General features: G+C 59.9%; 16 protein-coding genes. 2 read left to right on the forward strand and 14 right to left on the reverse strand.

Annotation, left to right across the window (positions count from 1 at the left end):
• Positions 1-23: 23 nt before the first annotated feature.
• The 9 genes from tolB to uvrD all read right to left on the reverse strand — a co-directional run bounded on the left by tolB (position 24) and on the right by uvrD (position 10,310).
• On the reverse strand, positions 24-1,325 hold the full coding sequence (tolB, locus tag HWX34_RS06120; protein ID WP_178971413.1) for a Tol-Pal system beta propeller repeat protein TolB: 1,302 nt from the start codon (positions 1,323-1,325) through the stop codon (positions 24-26).
• Between the two features lie 59 nt (positions 1,326-1,384).
• Positions 1,385-2,344 (reverse strand): TonB C-terminal domain-containing protein, encoded by a 960-nt coding sequence (locus tag HWX34_RS06125; RefSeq protein ID WP_178971414.1) that lies wholly within the window; start codon positions 2,342-2,344, stop codon positions 1,385-1,387.
• Positions 2,345-2,347: 3 nt separating this feature from the next.
• Complete coding sequence (locus HWX34_RS06130; RefSeq protein WP_131356292.1) at positions 2,348-2,761, reverse strand: biopolymer transporter ExbD; 414 nt, start codon at positions 2,759-2,761, stop codon at positions 2,348-2,350.
• Between the two features lie 133 nt (positions 2,762-2,894).
• The gene (locus HWX34_RS06135) at positions 2,895-3,563 is read right to left on the reverse strand and encodes a class I SAM-dependent methyltransferase (RefSeq protein ID WP_178971415.1); all 669 of its coding nucleotides are present in this window, start codon (positions 3,561-3,563) and stop codon (positions 2,895-2,897) included.
• Between the two features lie 118 nt (positions 3,564-3,681).
• The gene (locus HWX34_RS06140) at positions 3,682-3,861 is read right to left on the reverse strand and encodes a DUF3460 family protein (protein WP_178971416.1); all 180 of its coding nucleotides are present in this window, start codon (positions 3,859-3,861) and stop codon (positions 3,682-3,684) included.
• A gap of 105 nt (positions 3,862-3,966) precedes the next feature.
• Entirely contained in the window at positions 3,967-5,448 is a 1,482-nt protein-coding gene (locus HWX34_RS06145) for a sensor domain-containing diguanylate cyclase (protein ID WP_178971417.1), read from the reverse strand.
• A gap of 236 nt (positions 5,449-5,684) precedes the next feature.
• Positions 5,685-6,425: a LytTR family DNA-binding domain-containing protein gene (locus HWX34_RS06150; protein ID WP_178971418.1), complete on the reverse strand. Its 741-nt coding sequence runs from the start codon at positions 6,423-6,425 to the stop codon at positions 5,685-5,687.
• Positions 6,413-8,125, reverse strand: a complete 1,713-nt coding sequence (locus tag HWX34_RS06155; protein ID WP_178971419.1) for a tetratricopeptide repeat-containing response regulator — start codon at positions 8,123-8,125, stop codon at positions 6,413-6,415. The genes HWX34_RS06150 and HWX34_RS06155 overlap by 13 nt, the downstream gene beginning before the upstream one ends.
• Before the next feature lie 34 nt (positions 8,126-8,159).
• Positions 8,160-10,310 carry a DNA helicase II gene (uvrD, locus tag HWX34_RS06160; RefSeq protein WP_178971420.1) on the reverse strand — a complete coding sequence of 717 codons (2,151 nt, stop codon included), beginning with the start codon at positions 10,308-10,310 and terminating at the stop codon, positions 8,160-8,162.
• 159 nt (positions 10,311-10,469) lie between these two features.
• On the opposite strand from uvrD, the gene HWX34_RS06165 reads away from it, so the two are divergent.
• Entirely contained in the window at positions 10,470-11,351 is an 882-nt protein-coding gene (locus HWX34_RS06165) for an ABC transporter substrate-binding protein (RefSeq protein ID WP_218645072.1), read from the forward strand.
• Here the strand turns inward: HWX34_RS06165 and HWX34_RS06170 are convergent.
• Positions 11,335-11,556 (reverse strand): hypothetical protein, encoded by a 222-nt coding sequence (locus tag HWX34_RS06170; protein ID WP_178971422.1) that lies wholly within the window; start codon positions 11,554-11,556, stop codon positions 11,335-11,337. The genes HWX34_RS06165 and HWX34_RS06170 overlap by 17 nt on opposite strands.
• 228 nt (positions 11,557-11,784) lie before the next feature.
• On the opposite strand from HWX34_RS06170, the gene HWX34_RS06175 reads away from it, so the two are divergent.
• Entirely contained in the window at positions 11,785-12,447 is a 663-nt protein-coding gene (locus tag HWX34_RS06175; RefSeq protein ID WP_178971423.1) for a flagellar basal body L-ring protein FlgH, read from the forward strand.
• Here HWX34_RS06175 and HWX34_RS06180 read toward each other — a convergent pair.
• The 4 genes from HWX34_RS06180 to cysE form a co-directional block, all read right to left on the reverse strand.
• The gene (locus tag HWX34_RS06180; protein WP_178971424.1) at positions 12,434-12,964 is read right to left on the reverse strand and encodes a cell division protein FtsI; all 531 of its coding nucleotides are present in this window, start codon (positions 12,962-12,964) and stop codon (positions 12,434-12,436) included. The genes HWX34_RS06175 and HWX34_RS06180 overlap by 14 nt on opposite strands.
• Before the next feature lie 190 nt (positions 12,965-13,154).
• The gene (locus tag HWX34_RS06185; RefSeq protein WP_178971425.1) at positions 13,155-13,997 is read right to left on the reverse strand and encodes an isopenicillin N synthase family oxygenase; all 843 of its coding nucleotides are present in this window, start codon (positions 13,995-13,997) and stop codon (positions 13,155-13,157) included.
• 104 nt (positions 13,998-14,101) lie between these two features.
• Entirely contained in the window at positions 14,102-14,881 is a 780-nt protein-coding gene (locus HWX34_RS06190; RefSeq protein ID WP_178971426.1) for a DUF3658 domain-containing protein, read from the reverse strand.
• Positions 14,878-15,663, reverse strand: coding sequence for a serine O-acetyltransferase (gene cysE, locus HWX34_RS06195; protein ID WP_178971427.1), 786 nt, complete (start codon positions 15,661-15,663; stop codon positions 14,878-14,880). Before cysE ends, HWX34_RS06190 begins: the two co-directional genes overlap by 4 nt.
• Positions 15,664-15,671 lie beyond the last annotated feature (8 nt).

Genomic DNA, 15,671 nt, shown 5'->3' on the forward strand with positions numbered 1-15,671 from the left:
TCCTTGGATTTGAATGCATTACATCATTGCGGATTGTTGAAAGGGCCCCACGACGGGTCCTGCACTTCGCCATTAATCACTGCCAGTCTGACCTTGCTGCTGCCATCCAGCGTGGTGGCATACAACACGCTCTTGCCGCCGGTGTCGCTGGCATACAGCACCATGCGGCCATTGGGGGCAAAACTGGGTCGTTCGTTATAACCACTATCCGACAATGCACGGACATCACCGGTGGTGAGATCCTGCGCCATCACCCGGAAACGCCCGGATTCGCGCCGGATGAAGGTCAGGGTGCGACCATCCGGCGAGACGCGCGGTGAAACATTGTAGTTACCTTGCCAAGTAACGCGCTGGGCGGCTCCGCCGCTGACAGCCATGCGATAAATTTGTGGCCCGCCGGTACGGTCGGACACAAAGTAAATCTGGCTGCCATCCGGGGTAAAGGTCGGTTCGGTATCAATCCCATCGCTGTAACTGATACGGCGCGGCGCGCCACCCAGGGTGTTGACTAGGTAAATCTGCGAATTGCCGGTGGTGGTCAGCACCACCGCCAGCTTGCTGCCATCCGGGCTCCAGGCCGGGGCAGAATTGCTGCCCTTGAAATTGGCCACCGCACGGCGCTGGCCGGTGGCCAGATCCTGCACCCATACCACCGGCTTCTTGCTCTCGAAGGAGACATAGGCCAGATAACGGCCATCCGGACTCCAGCTGGGCGAGATGATGGGTTCTTTGGAGCGCAGGATGGTTTGCGCCCGGTTACTGTCCACATCAGTAATCAGCCCGACTTGCAGCATGTAGTTGCGGCCACTCTTGAGCACATACACCACGCGGGTATTGAAAATGCCCTTCTGCCCGGTGATGGCCTCGTAAATCATGTCGGCAATGGTGTGCGCTACTTCGCGGCTGCGGTCCGGCGTCACGGTGAATTCGCCCGAAGTCAGCTGCTTTTTCTGCGCCAAATCCATCAGCCTGAAGCTGACCTTCACCTGACCACCGGCCACGGCTTCGACCTTGCCGATGGCGATGGACTGCGCTCCGGCGGCCTGCCACAGCGGGTAACGGATATCCACCGGCTCGACCGGCACATTGGCAATGGCCGAACCATCCACCATACGGAACACGCCAGACAGTTCCAGATCGCTGCGAATGATGGGGGTGAGCGCCTCACGCATGCGTGTGGTTTCATCCTTGAACGGCACCACGGCAATCGCATGCTTGCTGGCACCACCACCGACGATCTCGATGGTCATCTCGGCACGGGCAGACTGGCCAGCAAGCAGGAAATATATTAGCAATAGCTTAAACAGAGTACGAATGCCCGGCATGAGTTCCCTCTGAAACTGAAATTTTTGCAAAAACAGGATATTTCTCCCGACGCTGTTACTCAGCGCGGGCGGAATTCCATCTTGAACTGGCGGTAGCCATCATTGAAATTGGCACCTGGCGGCAAACTGGGGAAGGTGCGTGCTTCCCAGATGGCACGCTGTACCGCCTCATTGTAAGCACTGCTGCTACTTGGCCCTATCACCTGCACCTTGCTCACTTCCAGCGTGGGCAATAGCGTAACCAGCACCACCACCTTGGGGTTGCCGCTCAGGTCCGGCGGCAGTTGCACCAGCGGGGTGATCTTGGCCTTGACCTTGTCGATCCAGCCGCCTTTGGCAGCAGCCGAACCATTCTGTGCGCCGCCAGCCACGCCATTGGCACTACCCGCCTGGGTGCTGCGGGCATTGGCCTTGTGGCCGGTATTGGGGGCATCCAGTTGCGACAGCAAATCGTCGGCCTGGTTGTCATAGGTTTTCGACTGCTTGCTACCCTTGCCTGGCGTGACTGCTGGCGGCAGCTTTGCAGTTTTCTTGTCCGCCACGACTGGGGTAACGGGCTTGGCTGGGGCTTTTTCTACCGTTTTGGGTAATTTTTCCTGCTTTTTCACCGGCTCGGGCTGCTTGGCTGGCGGTGTTTTTACCGGCTCCGGCTTGGGCTTTTCCGGCAGCAACTTATGTACCGGCTCTGGCTTTTTCGGTACTTCAACCGGTGGTTTTACCAGATGCTGCGGCTTGGGTTCCGGCTTTTTCTTCGCACCCAGATTCACCTCGGCAGCCGGCTCCGGCGGTGGTGCGGGAGGGGCTGGGGGCTCTGCAACGCGAACCGGCTTGCTGACCGGTACCGGTTCTACCACGGCAGCGGGGGCTGGCGGCGGACTGCTCCACAACTCCAGCGCCAGCGGCACTTCGCTCACCGGCTGCTTGCTGACAAGGCCGGCCCACAGCATCAGGCCAATCACTGCGCCATGCAGCAGCAAGGAAGCAAGCAAGGACCAGGAGGAAGAAGGAGAACGGCTCATGCCTTACTGATGATTCTGCTGCTTGACGGTGAGGGCAACGCGCTTGATGCCGGCCTTGTGCAGATCATCGGCCACGGACACCACATCGGCGTACTTGAGGTCTTTGTCGGCCGAGATGGCCACCGGACGGTCGGCTCCGGCCAGCATGGCGGCAACCTGGCTGGCGAGCGTGCTGCGCGAATCCACCGGAGTCACCTTGTCGCCATCCTTGATTTGCATCTTGTCACCGGCATCCAGCACCACTTCCAGCGGCGGCGCATCCAGCGTGGCGGCCTGCGATACGCTGGGCACCTGAATGACACCGGGGGTGAACATGGGAGCTGTCACCATGAAAATGACCAGCAGCACCAGCATGACGTCGATGTAGGGCACCACGTTCATCTGGTTCATTTGACGGCGGGGACGGCGGTTGAGCATGACAATCCAGACCAAAGTTCAGCTTGCCATCATAGCACCGCAACCGCAGCGGCCGGATGACAAACATCTTGCTTAACAAAAAACCGGTCAGACTTGCCGGACGGGCGGAAAGTTCTGACCGGTCAGCCGGCCATCAGCGCAGACGGGTGCACAGGGTCAGGCCGTCGCCTATAGGCAATACGCAGTGACGGATGCGCGCATCCTGTTGCAGACGGGCATTGAAAGCGTGCATCAGGTGCACGCCGGGCGGGTCTTGCGGCCGTGGCGACACCACGCGGCCGGACAGGAAGATATTGTCGATGGCGATGACGCCACCGGGCCGTACCAATTGCAGGCAGGCTTCAAAATAGTCCTGGTAGGAGGGTTTGTCCGCGTCGATGAACACCAGATCGAACAGACCGGCCTGCCCCTCTGCCAGCAACTGCTGCAAGGTAAGCAGGGCGGGCTGCAACTCCAGCCGGATACGCTCTGCCACCCCGGCACGTTGCCAGTAGTCGCGGGCAATACTGGTGAACTCTGCGCTGACATCGCAGGCCACCGCATCGCCATCTGTCGGCATCGCCAGCATGGCGGCAAGCATGCTGTAACCCGTGAACACGCCGATTTCCAGATAACGGCGTACCCCCAGCAAATGCACCAGCCAGCCCATGAACTGACCCTGCTCGGGGGCAATCTGCATCTTGGCCATGCGATGGTCAGCGGTGAATTCGCGCAGTTCGCGCATTACCGGGTGTTCAGTCAGGCCAATGGCCATCAGGTAATCATGCAAGGTGCCGTCCAGCGGCACGGTACGACTGGTCATGGATACTCTCGGGAAAATGACAAAACGCCCACTGGCAGCGCCGGACCGACAGGGTGAGCCATCGGTGGCAACAGGGGGCGTTGGTACATGGCCACGGCGAGCGCCGGGCCGGGACTGCTTATTCCGGCTGGTAGACGTAAGGCTTTTGCGGGACGCGCGATTCTTTCCAGCGGAGCTGGTCGTCCAGATTGACATTGCGATCCCACAGGGTGAGGCGCAGTTCGCGACGTTGCTGGTCTACTTCCGGATGCTTGTCCAGAAATTCGCTCATGAATTTGGTGAAGTCGGACTGGTACATGGTGTTCCCCTGGCTATGATCGCAGGATTCTAATGCATAAGCGGCGGCGCTGACCACGGTGAGGCCGGATATTTGCGCTGCATGGCAGCACAAACACCACAGCATTCAATGGCGTTCGATGGCAGGCGACTTGTCGCCATACATCTTGCGGTCGGCCACGTCCAGCAGCTCCTCGATCAGCATGCCGTCCTCCGGATAATAGGCGGTGCCTATGCTCACGCCCAGCAACACGGTATGGCCATCCACCTCGTAAGGCTGCTGGATGGCATGTTTGAGCCGTTCCACCACCCGGTCGGCCTCGCGGTTGGACTCGACATCCTCCATCAACAAGACAAACTCATCACCCCCCAGCCGGGCCACCGTGTCTTCATTGCGCATGACCGCCAGAATGCGGGCGGCAATCAGCTGCAAGACCTTGTCGCCGACAGCATGTCCGTAGCGGTCGTTGACCGGTTTGAAGCGGTCCAGATCGAGAAACAGCACCGCCAGCCGTCTGTCGCTGCGCTTGAGGCGCAAGATGGCGTGCTGCAAACGGTCGTAGAACAGATTGCGGTTGGCCAGTCCGGTCAGGCGGTCGTGATTGGCCAGATGAAACAGGTGGTTCTCACGCCGTTGCTGCTTGGTGAGCTGACCGCAATAAAAGCGTAGCCCCACACCCAGCAATACCAGCAATAACAAGGACTGCCACAGGATGACGCTGCGTTCGAAACCACTGAGCAGATACCAGCCCAGCTGCCAGTCCAGTTGCAGCAGCAAGGGCTGTGATTCGTTGCCGATGGCCCGCTCCAGCCGCAAACGTGGAAAGCCCAGGGTATCCAGCCAGCCATGCTGGCGGCCCGGCATGGTCAGATAGGGTTCCAGGTCCTGACTGGCAGGCCCGCGCGCGCGCAGGCTCAGGCTCAGCCCTTCGGGCAAGGCGGTGTTGGCCGGGCGCAGGTAGTCGGTACGCATGACCAGGGCGACAAAGCGGTCGGCTAGCTTGCCGTGCAGCAACACGTTGCTGGTATTGAGGGGCTGTATCAGCAAATGACCGCGATAGCCTTCCCGTAGCGTGAAAGCAGCTGACATCGCGGTGCGGCCAAAATGCTGGGCGTCCTGCAAAGCCTGACGGAAGCGGCCATCCACCGAGAGTTCGGTGCCCAGCAGCGGGCGTACGGTAGGGTTCATCGGCAAAATGGACACGACCGGGTAGTACTCGGCCTGAACCGGCAAGGTGCTCAGCGCGGCCTGCCCCTGGCCGGTATAGGCATGCAGGTGAAAATCACTGCCCAGGCTGGCCTGCATGGTCCGGTGCCAGGACGGCACATCCGGTGCCCGCACCCGTTCGATGCGCTCCAGCGAGACCAGTTGCGGATAACGTTCGGCCATTTGCTGGACAAACAGCAGCTCCTGCTCACCGGCATGCTGGGCATCGAGCATGCTGAAGGCGGCATAGCTGTCCAGAATGGTCTGGTTCACCAGCAACTTCTGGTTCAGTTGCTCGGACAGGCGCTCGCCCAGCATGTCGAACTCTTGTTCGGCACTGAGTACGGCACGACTGATGAAGGCCAGGGAAATGAGCAGGCTGAGCAAAAGCCACAGCAGCACGCATCCCAGCGTGGTCAGTTTTATCCGCATGGACGAGGAAGGAGAAGGGAAAACCGGAATTCTATAGAAAGCGCTGTCGGCCGGTATGTGCAAAGCCGAACTCTGCCACCAACTAAGTAATTACACCTAGCTTTATTGGTCCTTAATCTAAATACCGGGCTTTAGCTGTGTAAACCAATGCTGACGAACCATGAAAAGTGGCTGATACCACGATTCCGGCAAGGGTCAATCTTTGCTCAGGACGCCCGGTCAGCCTGACGCAAACAGGCACGAATCATGGGGAGTTGACGCCGACTGATGGCCAGTGGCTGTGCAATATCCCGCAGTTGCACACCCCATTGCTCATCTTCTTCATTACCGACGCGCAACAGCGCCAGCAGTGCATGACGCATCACCAGACAGTTGCGGTGAATGCGCAGCACGCTGTCGCCCAGCCGCTGCTCCAAGGCTACCAGTGTCTCGTCCAGCAGATATTCACCATCAGCCGTGACCAGACTGACGTATTTCTGCTCGGCTTTCAGATAGCGCACGGCGGACATGGGAATGTTCAACAGGCTGTCGCGATGGCGCACGGTGAAATGGGCTTCAATGGCAGGGTGTTGGCCACGTCGGGCAGCGGCCTTTTCCAGTGCCATACGCAAACGTTCCAGCCGCACCGGCTTGAGCAGGTAGTCGGCGGCATCCAGTTCGAAGGCATCCACCGCATACTGCTCGTGCGCGGTGGTAAAAACCAGCTGCGGCGGCAGCTGTTGTGTGCGTAGTTTGCGGGCCAATTCCACTCCGCTCATGCCGGGCATGGAGATATCCAGCAGCACCACATCCACCGTCTGCCGTTCCAGCCAGCGGGCGGCTGTGGCGGCATCCGGCAAGGCCGCTACCGCAGTAGCGCCGCACTGGGCCACCTGCCCCACCATGCGTTCGCGCGCCAGTGGTTCGTCATCCACCACCAGCACGCGCAGCGTGTTTACAGCACCCATTGCGGTTTGCCCAGCTTTTCCACCAGTTGCCGCCAGGCCTTGAGGATTTTCTGGAACTTGTTGTTGGCCGGGGACAGGTCACGCACCTGGGTCAGCATGTCATAGGCACGCCGCATATGGCTTTCGTGCCAGCCGTTGCCGTGTACGTAGGCCATGGTGGCATTGGCCAGATTGAGCATCACCTGCACATTGTGCGGCATTTCCTCGTGTGCCTTGACGAAGCGCTCGATGGCCTGCTCGAAACGACCGGCCTGGGCTTCGCGTACCGCCTGGTTGTTCAGCTCCAGTACCGACTGTACGTTTTCGGCGATCAGTTGCCGGCCGACATCGCCCAGTCCCACTTCTTCGAACAGGCTGCCAATGCTGGACAGCAGTTCTTCATTGTCGTGATTGTTGCGCACCAGATCGCGCATGGCGGCATTGCCACTGTCCTGCTTGCCCTGGGCAAAGCAGGCACGGGCAAATTCCATTTGCGCCTCGGCCGGCAGGTTACTGCCCAGCTTCTGGTAGGCGGTTTCGGCACTGGACAACAGGCTGCGGGCCTTTTCGTGATTACCCATGCGGTTCTGCAACTGGCTGTCGATGACATTGCACATCCACTCGCCGGTCTCGTTGTAGCGGTAATCACGCCGCAAATTACCCAGGGTGCGGGCCGCCGTGCCGGTTTCGCCACGCGCCATTTGCACCCGCGCCAGCATGGCGTAATGGGTGGGGTTGCGATGCCAGGTGTATTTGGCAATATTGAGGGTTTCTTCGCTGGCGGCCTCGGCGGTTTCCAGGTCTTTGTTCAGCAAGGCCACTTCGGCCAACTGTTTTTGCCGACGCAATACCACCGGAGATAGTGCGGTGGCTTTTTGCAGGGTGTCCTGCGCGCCGGGCAGGTCGTGATGGATGCGATGCAGCTTGGCAAGCCAGTCGTAGGCTTCCATCACTCGTTCATTGTCCGCCAGCACTTCTTCGAACAATAACTTGGCTTCGTCGTAGGCTTTCAGGCCGGTGAGCGATTTGGCCAGACCCAGCTTGGCCCAGGCCAGTGGCTTGAGTCGCAATACATCCATATACAGGGTGCGGGCGGTGTCATAGTCGCCAATCTTCTGCGCCAGGCTGCCCTTGAGCTTCATGAAGTCCAGCGTGAACTCGCCACGCTGGCTGATGCGTCGGCTACAGGCGTCAATGGCGGCCAGATATTCATGGCGCATGATGGCTTCGTCCACCACGCGAAAAGCTTCGCGGCGGCGCATGGCTTTTTCCAGACGCTGGCTGAGCACTTCGCCGGTGAAGGGTTTGAGCAGGTAGTCATCCGGTGCCAGTTCGGCCGCGGAGATGACGCGCTGCGCCCGTCGCTCGCCGGTGACAATCATGAACACGCAGGACTGCTTGATCAGATTGCGTTCCTTCACCTCTTCAAACAGGTAAAGGCCGTCGTAGCCATTGCCCAGATCATAATCGCACAGCACCACGTCAAACTCGAACTTGGCCATCTTGGCCAGTGCATCACTGGCCTTGCTGGCGTACTCGACCTTGTCGGCACCAAACGAGGCCAGGGTCATGGCCAGCGCACGTTGCATCTCGGGCAGGCTGTCGATAATGAGGAACAGCCGATTGCCGTACGGGTCCTCATAAGAACGGCGTGCCGTATCGGCACTGCTCTGCCCTGCTGTCAGGCTCTGGTAGGTGGTGGAGGGTAGTTTGTCACTCATGGCGTCATCATCTGCCAGCCTGGCTGAAATGTCATTATTCGGCGGTCAGTTTGGCGTAGCGTAAATCCAGCCACTTCAGCCCGTGTTCAGCAAAATTGATCTGCAAGCGCACATCACTGCCACTCCCTTCGGCATTGATCACCACGCCGGAACCGAACTTGGCGTGACTGACCCCCTGGCCAATGCGAAAGCCCTGCAAGGAGACGCTGGCAGCCGGAGCCGCCGCCTCATCCAGCCAGGGCGCGCGGCGCGGGCTTGCTGGCGGCACAGGTTTTACTGTAGCAGACAGTACCCGCACCAGCTCAGCTGGAATTTCTTCCACGAAACGCGAACGAATGGGATAGCGGCTTTGGCCGTGCAACATGCGACTCTGCGCGCAGCTCAGGTACAAGCGTTTGCGCGCGCGGGTGACAGCCACATACATCAGGCGGCGCTCTTCCTCTAGACCCTTGCTGTCGTTCATGCTGTTTTCGTGCGGGAACAAGCCTTCTTCCAGACCGGAGACAAACACGGCATCGAACTCCAGCCCCTTGGCCGCATGCACCGTCATCAATTGCAGGGCGTCCTCGCCGGCTTCGGCCTGATGTTCACCGGCCTCCAGGCTGGCCGCACTGAGGAATTCGACAATGGCCAGCTCCGGTTGGTCAGGGAAGAAACCGGCTGCGGCGCTGACCAGTTCGTCCAGGTTGGCCAGCCGCTCTTCGCCTTCTTTTTTGTCCTGCTCGTACATGGCGCGCAGGCCGGAGTGGTCGATGATCAGGCTGACCGTTTCCGCCAGCGTCATGTCGGTGCTCTTGTTGCGCAAGGCTTCGATCAGCAGCACAAACTCGCCCAGCTTGGCGGCGGTACGGCCACCCCCGGCGGCGCAGCAGGCCTGCCACAGGGTGACACCCTGCTCGCGGCTGATGGCTTGCAGGTTTTCCACGGTGCGGGCACCAATCCCGCGCGCCGGAACATTGATGACACGCAGCAGGGCATTGTCGTCGTCCGGGTTGCTGACCAGGCGCAAATAGGCCAGCGCGTGCTTGACTTCCTGTCGCTCGAAAAAGCGTAGGCCGCCATAAATGCGGTAAGGCAGCTGGGCATTCACCAATACATGTTCCAGCACCCGTGACTGGGCATTGGAGCGGTACAGGATGGCCATGTCCGACAGGTTCATGCCTTCGCGCTGCAGGTTCTTCACTTCATCGATGATGAACTGGGCTTCATCGCCATCGGAATAGGCTTCGTACAGGCGAATCTGCTCGCCCTCGCCCGCGTCGGTCCACAGATTCTTGCCCAGGCGGCCATCGTTGCGTTCGATCAGGGCATTGGCGGCATTCAGGATGGTGCCCACCGAGCGGTAGTTCTGCTCCAGCCTTACAGGCTCGGCCACCTGGAAGTCGGTCAGCAAGGCGCGCATATTGCCAACCTCGGCACCACGGAAGGCGTAGATGGACTGGTCGTCATCCCCCACGGCAAACAGCACGTTGTGCTCGCCGGACAACAGCTTGAGCCAGGCGTATTGCAGGCGGTTGGTATCCTGAAACTCGTCCACCAGAATATGGCGGAAGCGGCCCTGATAATGGGCGCGCAAGGCGGCATTGGCCTGTAGCAATTCATAGCTGCGCAGCAGCAGTTCGGCAAAGTCCACCACGCCTTCGCGACGGCACTGCGCATCGTAGGCGGCATACAGCTCCACCAGCTTGGCCTCGTAGGGGTTCAAGGCCGGCGGCAGGCGGTCGGCACGCAGACCGGCTTCCTTGTTGCCGTTGATGAAGCTTTGCACGGCGCGCGGCGGATATTTTTCGTCCGACAGTTCCAGGCTTTTGAGCAGGCGCTTGATGGCAGCTTGCTGGTCGGCCGAGTCCAGAATCTGGAAGGCCTGCGGCAAACCGGCATCACGGTAATGGGCACGCAAGAAACGGTTGCACAGACCGTGGAAAGTACCAATCCACATGGTACGGACATTCACCGGCACCATGGCGCCCAGCCGGGTATGCATTTCCCGCGCCGCCTTGTTGGTAAAGGTGACCGCCAGAATGCCGGAGGGATTGACCTGACCGGTGGCAATCAGCCAGGCAATGCGGGTGGTCAGTACCCGTGTCTTGCCGCTGCCCGCCCCTGCCAGTACCAGCGCACTTTTGGCCGGCCAGGTGACGGCACGCAGCTGTTCATTATTCAATCCGGCTAAAAGCTCACTCATGACAGGCATTTCTTCAGGGCGTGGTTGATAGGGGGCATTTTACACCAGCTGACCGGCAAGCCGTGGACAGGCTTGCCTGACAGGCAGCGACAGGTTAATTTCTGTCAAACAACCGCCTCTCTCCTCATGCGCTCACGCCTGCTTGTCGCGTTATTCCTCATGCTGCTCCCCCCTTCCTACGCGGCCGGGCTGACTGCCTATACCGAGGAATTACCGCCGCTGAATTATCTGCAAGGCCAGCAGGTGAGTGGCTTTGCCAGCGACTTGCTGACTGCCATGGCCAGCAAGGCCGGCCTGGCGCTCAGGCTGCAACTGCTGCCCTGGTCGCGCGCTTATGCCACGGTGCAAACCACGCCGGATACCATGTTGTTCAGTACCGTGCGCACGCCAGAGCGGGAAAACCAGTTCCGCTGGGTTGGCCCCATCGGCAAACGCCATATTTATCTGTACCGGCTGAGCAAGCGCGAGGACATCCGGCTCACCGATATCCGGCAGCTGGGACAATGGCGTATCGGTACCATTTTTGCCTCTGCCTCGCAAAAACAGTTGGAACAGCTGGGTTTGCGCCCGGGAATAGAGCAGGACAATGCGCCGGATGATGCCAGCAACCTGGCCAAGCTGAGCATGGGCCGTGTGGACATGGTGGCCATGCTGGACTGGGCCATGCACTGGCAACTGCGGCAATCCGGCATGCCGGACCAGCAGATTCGCCCGGTAGCGCTGCTGGATGGTCAGGCACAGTACTGGTTTGCCCTGAACTGGCAAACCCCGGATGCCACCATCAGGCAGCTGCAGAATGCCCTGGATGCGCTGGCAAGAAACGGCGAGCTCAAACGGCTGCGCCAGAAGTACATCGGTACGGAAGACTTCCCTGGCGAACTGGCCGATTTCGGTGCGCAATTACGTCAGGATGGCCCGCTTTTGCTGAGGGACAGCGACAAGCCCTCCGCCCCTTGTCCCGAACCCGGCCTGGGCAGTGGCTGGCGCCACAGACACCGGGCCGGGCCGGAAGGCATTTGCCCGCTCAAACCAGGGTATTGATGGTGCGCCCCAGTGTGCTCAGGCCATCGCCCGCCGCGGTCAGGCCATGCGCGATGGCGCTGCCGGTACCGCTGGCACCACTTGCCAGGCCACTTCCCGCCGCCCGCGCCACCGACTCCACGTCGTCTGCCACCTTCTTAGCACCCTGTTTCAGCACCTGGTAAGTCGTGGGTGTCTGATTGGTGATACCGCCGATTGTGCTCATCTTGCTCTCCCCATACCGTTAATTGGCTGTTATCCGCCATGACATGGTCAGTATCGCTGCCATGTAAATTTACGTTATGCATGGTTAAGAGACAGAGCCAATTGCTTTACATCTTATTACCTTAATTTGGCAACGGTAACCCTAATTAACTTTCCATGCCAATAGAATTAATAAGGAGTAATCAAAGAGAAAGCGGGTGATATCGTGAAAAATCAGGCAATTAAAATAATGGCTGGTTTGCTTTTTTCTGGCGTCATCACCGGCTGTTCTTCTCCGCAAATGCTGGTGACTGCACCAGTACATATCCGCCCACAATTTACCCCGGTGGCATTAGAGGACAGCCCTGGCTCCATCTATCAGCCCAACAAAGCCATGTTGCTGTTTGAAGAGCCCATTGCCAGTCATGTTGGCGACGCGCTGAAAATCAATATTGCGGAAAACCTGACTTCCAGTAATAACGCTAATACCACCTCCAACCGCACCTCCACCATTTCCGAATCCGGCCCGGGCGCCTTGTCATCCATGGGTGGCCTGCTGAAGGAAATCTTTGATTACAGCGGCAAGGCATCCGGCAGCAGCAGCCTCAAAGGCACCGGCCAGGTCAGCAACTCCAACCAGATCAGCGGCAGCCTGATGGTGTCGGTCACCGATGTACTGCCGAATGGTTATCTGGCGATTGCCGGGGAAAAAGCGGTGGCAGCCAGTGGCAATACCACCGTGCTGCGCTTTTCCGGCATTGTGAACAAGCGTGACATCAAGGTGGGCAATGTGGTGTCTTCCAGTGATGTGGGCGATGCCCGCATCGAGCAGATCGTCAACGGTATCGCCAGCGAAGTGGCTTCGCGCACCGATGCCCAGCGCTTCTTCGCCGGGCTGATCAATTTCTGGTAGTTGTTGCGCCGGCCCGCTTGCTGACATCCTGTTCAAAGCGAGCCGCGCCATTGGCACCATCACCGCTGCCCTGCCACTGAGCCATGTTTTCGCTGGAGAACATCTTGTTCAGCAAGGGCGACAGCTTCCTGCCGGTCGAACTCCACTTGTCATAGGCCATGCCGTCCAGCCGGTAAGCGGCATTGGCCAGCACCTTGCCATTCTTTTTCAGCAGCAGGTTGATGTCGGTGATATAGGGCCGCAAATCATCGCTGAACATGGGTGAACCCCATTGCGTGAGCACGGTGTAATACAGCATGGCTTCACAATCGGACGGTGCATTGCCTGGCGCATAAATGCGGCTTTCCATTTCCCGGTCGCGCAATTGCTTTTGCAATTCGGGAATGAAATCCGTCACGATCACATTGGCATTCAATTCGATACAGATATTGCGCAACTCGTCATGCGGATGCGCCATGCCATTGGTGCTGGTATTGGGTGCCATATTGGCAATCGATGTGACAGCGGTACTCGCCAATTGCACACCAGCCACCAGCGGTGAGGTAATCAGGCTGCAGGCACTTAAAGAAAGGGCCGCAGGTGCAATAAGACAGCGCCACAGAACATTCACCTTGAAACTCACCGGACAATCAAAACAGAGCCACCCTAGCAGTAAAAAAAAATGCCCCGAAGGGCATTTACAGTCATTTACACCAAATTGACCGGTCTTATTTTTTCACGCCCAGTTCACGCAGGCGCTCATCCAGATAACTGCCGGCCGTGTGGCGTTCCGACAGGACCACTTCCGGGCGCGGATGCAGGAATAGCGGCAGCGACACCCGGCTGCTGCGCGCGGCTTCGCCTTGCGGATTCACCACCCGGTGCCGGGTGGACGGATAGTAGCCGCGTGATGCCTCTTGCAGCATGTCGCCGATATTGATGATCAGCATGCCGAAGTCACAGGGCACATCCACCCAGTTTCCCGCCATGTCCTGCACTTGCAGGCCGGGCTCGCTGGCCGCGGGCAGGATGGTGAGCAGATTGATGTCACCATGCGCAGCAGCTCGCAATGCGCCCGGTGCTTCCTCGCCGGTCAGCGGCGGATAATGCAGCACCCGCAGCAGGGTTTGCTGGCTGTCGGCAATCATGCCGGACAAGGGTTCGCTGTAGTGGGCCGCGATGTCGGCAGGGGTGTATTGCTCGACCCAGCCCAGCAGCTCGCGCGCCAGCGTATTGGCGCTGACATAGTAGCGGCGGGCATCGTCGGCCAACTGTGGCGGCACGCGGCCCCAGGGGTAGATGTGGAAGTATTCCTTGATGTCCTTCAGGCTGGCGCCCTTGGCGGTCTCGGAAATGGCCGGGGAAAAATAACCGTCCTGCTTCTCCACGGAAAAGGCGTAATCGTGTTTTAGCGGGCTGCCGAAGAAAGCCAGCCAGTCGCTGTAGATTTTTTCCACCAGTTGCTGGTCGATGGGGTGGTTGACCAGCACGCCAAAACCGGTTTCGTGCAGGGAACGGGTGAATTGTTCGGCAGCATCGGCTGCGCGGTAGTCGACAATGCGGACGTTCATGCGAGGGTATCCTTGCGGAAAGCGGCCGTCAGGCAAGATCGGGACGGACCACGGCGGCGGATTCTACTCGCCCCGCCGCCACAGGCAAAGCAGCACGGTGCGAATCAGCGCAAGGCGACTTCGGGTGGCCTGCCCGGTTGCGGGGTCAGCACCACCTTGCCCGCTTCAGCCAGCATGGCCAGCCGCCAGAACAGATAGCTGTCCGGCACAAAGGCCATGACATGTTGCCCCATCACCCTGCCCACCAGCTGCGCTGCTGCTTGTGGCACTTGCTGCTGCAAACCGGCCAGCAAGGCCGCATCGAAACAGTCTGCCGGCTGCTGCTGCAGCTGGCCATTGTGCAGTTCGCGCCAGCCTGGGGCAGCTTGCTGCCAGTACTCCCACTCGGCAGCCAAGGCCTGACGGGACGAAACGTCCAGTTGCTGCGCACTGCCCAGCAACGGGCGCAACACATCAGCATCGCACATACCCATGGCAACATGCCCGTTGTGCTGCACCCTCACCTTGCCACTGACTTCCACCCGCATTACCGGCTGACTGACATGGGCATGGGCGCACACCATGGCCAGCAGCAAGCGGTCATGTGCGCCATCGCCCAGCCACAGGCATAGCGGGTGACGCTGGGCAAACACGCGGAACAACTGCTTGCGGCAGTGCCAGTAGTCCTTGAGAAAGGCTTCGTCGATGTCCGGCAGCCAGCGCATGGACCACCAGATGCGGTTCCACCACGCCACCCGTGCCTGCGGGTCGATGGCATCGGCATCGGCCAGCGGGCCGTGGGCAAAGTCTTCCACCACATCCAGCACCTCATCCCCCGGTAACAGGGTGCGCAAGGCCTGGGCGGCTGAAGGGCCGGTCAGCAGGTGCACGGTGGACTGGGTCACACGCGCTGGTCCATGTCGAGGGCTGGCATCGCGCCTTCCACCGTTTGCGCCACCACCCGTGCCGGTACACCGGCTACGGTGGTGTGCGGCGGCACGTCTTCCAGCACCACGCTGCCTGCGCCCACCTTGGCACAGTCGCCCACGCGGATATTACCCAGCACGGCGGCACCGGCACCCAGCATCACGCCGTCGCCGATTTTGGGGTGACGATCGCCCCGGTCCTTGCCGGAGCCACCCAGCGTCACGCCGTGCAGGATGGACACGTTATTGCCGATGACGGCGGTTTCCCCCACCACCAGCGCGGTGCCGTGGTCCAGCATCACGCCCTGGCCGATACGGGCCGCCGGGTGGATGTCCGCCCCGGTGACTTCGGAAATGCGGTTTTGCAAAAACAGCGCCAGTGTCTTGCGCTGCTGCTGCCACAGCCAGTGGGTGATGCGCTGGCTTTGCAGCGCATGAAAGCCCTTGAAATACAGCAAGGGGGTGGAATAGCTGTCACAGGCGGGGTCGCGCTCGAAACAGGCGCGAATATCCGCCCGGGCCGAAGCACTGATGCTGGGGTCCGAAGCCAGTGCCTCGCGGAACAGCTCCATCAGCGCGCGCGCGTCCATCACCGGGCTGGCCAGTTTGCTGGACAGGTGAAAGGCCAGCACGTCTTCCAGCGTGCTGTGCCGCAATACCGTCATGTGCAGAAAACTGGCCAGCAGCGGCTCGTCACGCGCGGCCTGCTCGGCTTCCTGCAAAATGGTGAGCCACAGGGCGTCGCCGGAATCTTGCTTCATGCTTGTTA

Source organism: Aquitalea sp. LB_tupeE (assembly GCF_013391415.1).
Taxonomy (GTDB): Bacteria; Pseudomonadota; Gammaproteobacteria; order Burkholderiales; family Chromobacteriaceae; genus Aquitalea.

Excerpts from the sequence above, each read along its gene's own strand:
- HWX34_RS06125 (WP_178971414.1), bottom strand. The coding sequence starts at position 2,344 with ATGAGCCGTTCTCCTTCTTCCTCCTGGTCCTTGCTTGCTTCCTTGCTG.
- HWX34_RS06175 (WP_178971423.1), top strand. The coding sequence starts at position 11,785 with ATGGCTGGTTTGCTTTTTTCTGGCGTCATCACCGGCTGTTCTTCTCCG.
- uvrD (WP_178971420.1), bottom strand. The coding sequence starts at position 10,310 with ATGAGTGAGCTTTTAGCCGGATTGAATAATGAACAGCTGCGTGCCGTC.
- HWX34_RS06140 (WP_178971416.1), bottom strand. The coding sequence starts at position 3,861 with ATGTACCAGTCCGACTTCACCAAATTCATGAGCGAATTTCTGGACAAG.
- HWX34_RS06150 (WP_178971418.1), bottom strand. The coding sequence starts at position 6,425 with ATGGGTGCTGTAAACACGCTGCGCGTGCTGGTGGTGGATGACGAACCA.
- HWX34_RS06130 (WP_131356292.1), bottom strand. The coding sequence starts at position 2,761 with ATGCTCAACCGCCGTCCCCGCCGTCAAATGAACCAGATGAACGTGGTG.
- HWX34_RS06135 (WP_178971415.1), bottom strand. The coding sequence starts at position 3,563 with ATGACCAGTCGTACCGTGCCGCTGGACGGCACCTTGCATGATTACCTG.
- HWX34_RS06170 (WP_178971422.1), bottom strand. The coding sequence starts at position 11,556 with ATGAGCACAATCGGCGGTATCACCAATCAGACACCCACGACTTACCAG.
- HWX34_RS06155 (WP_178971419.1), bottom strand. The coding sequence starts at position 8,125 with ATGAGTGACAAACTACCCTCCACCACCTACCAGAGCCTGACAGCAGGG.
- HWX34_RS06165 (WP_218645072.1), top strand. The coding sequence starts at position 10,470 with ATGCTGCTCCCCCCTTCCTACGCGGCCGGGCTGACTGCCTATACCGAG.
- HWX34_RS06185 (WP_178971425.1), bottom strand. The coding sequence starts at position 13,997 with ATGAACGTCCGCATTGTCGACTACCGCGCAGCCGATGCTGCCGAACAA.
- tolB (WP_178971413.1), bottom strand. The coding sequence starts at position 1,325 with ATGCCGGGCATTCGTACTCTGTTTAAGCTATTGCTAATATATTTCCTG.
- cysE (WP_178971427.1), bottom strand. The coding sequence starts at position 15,663 with ATGAAGCAAGATTCCGGCGACGCCCTGTGGCTCACCATTTTGCAGGAA.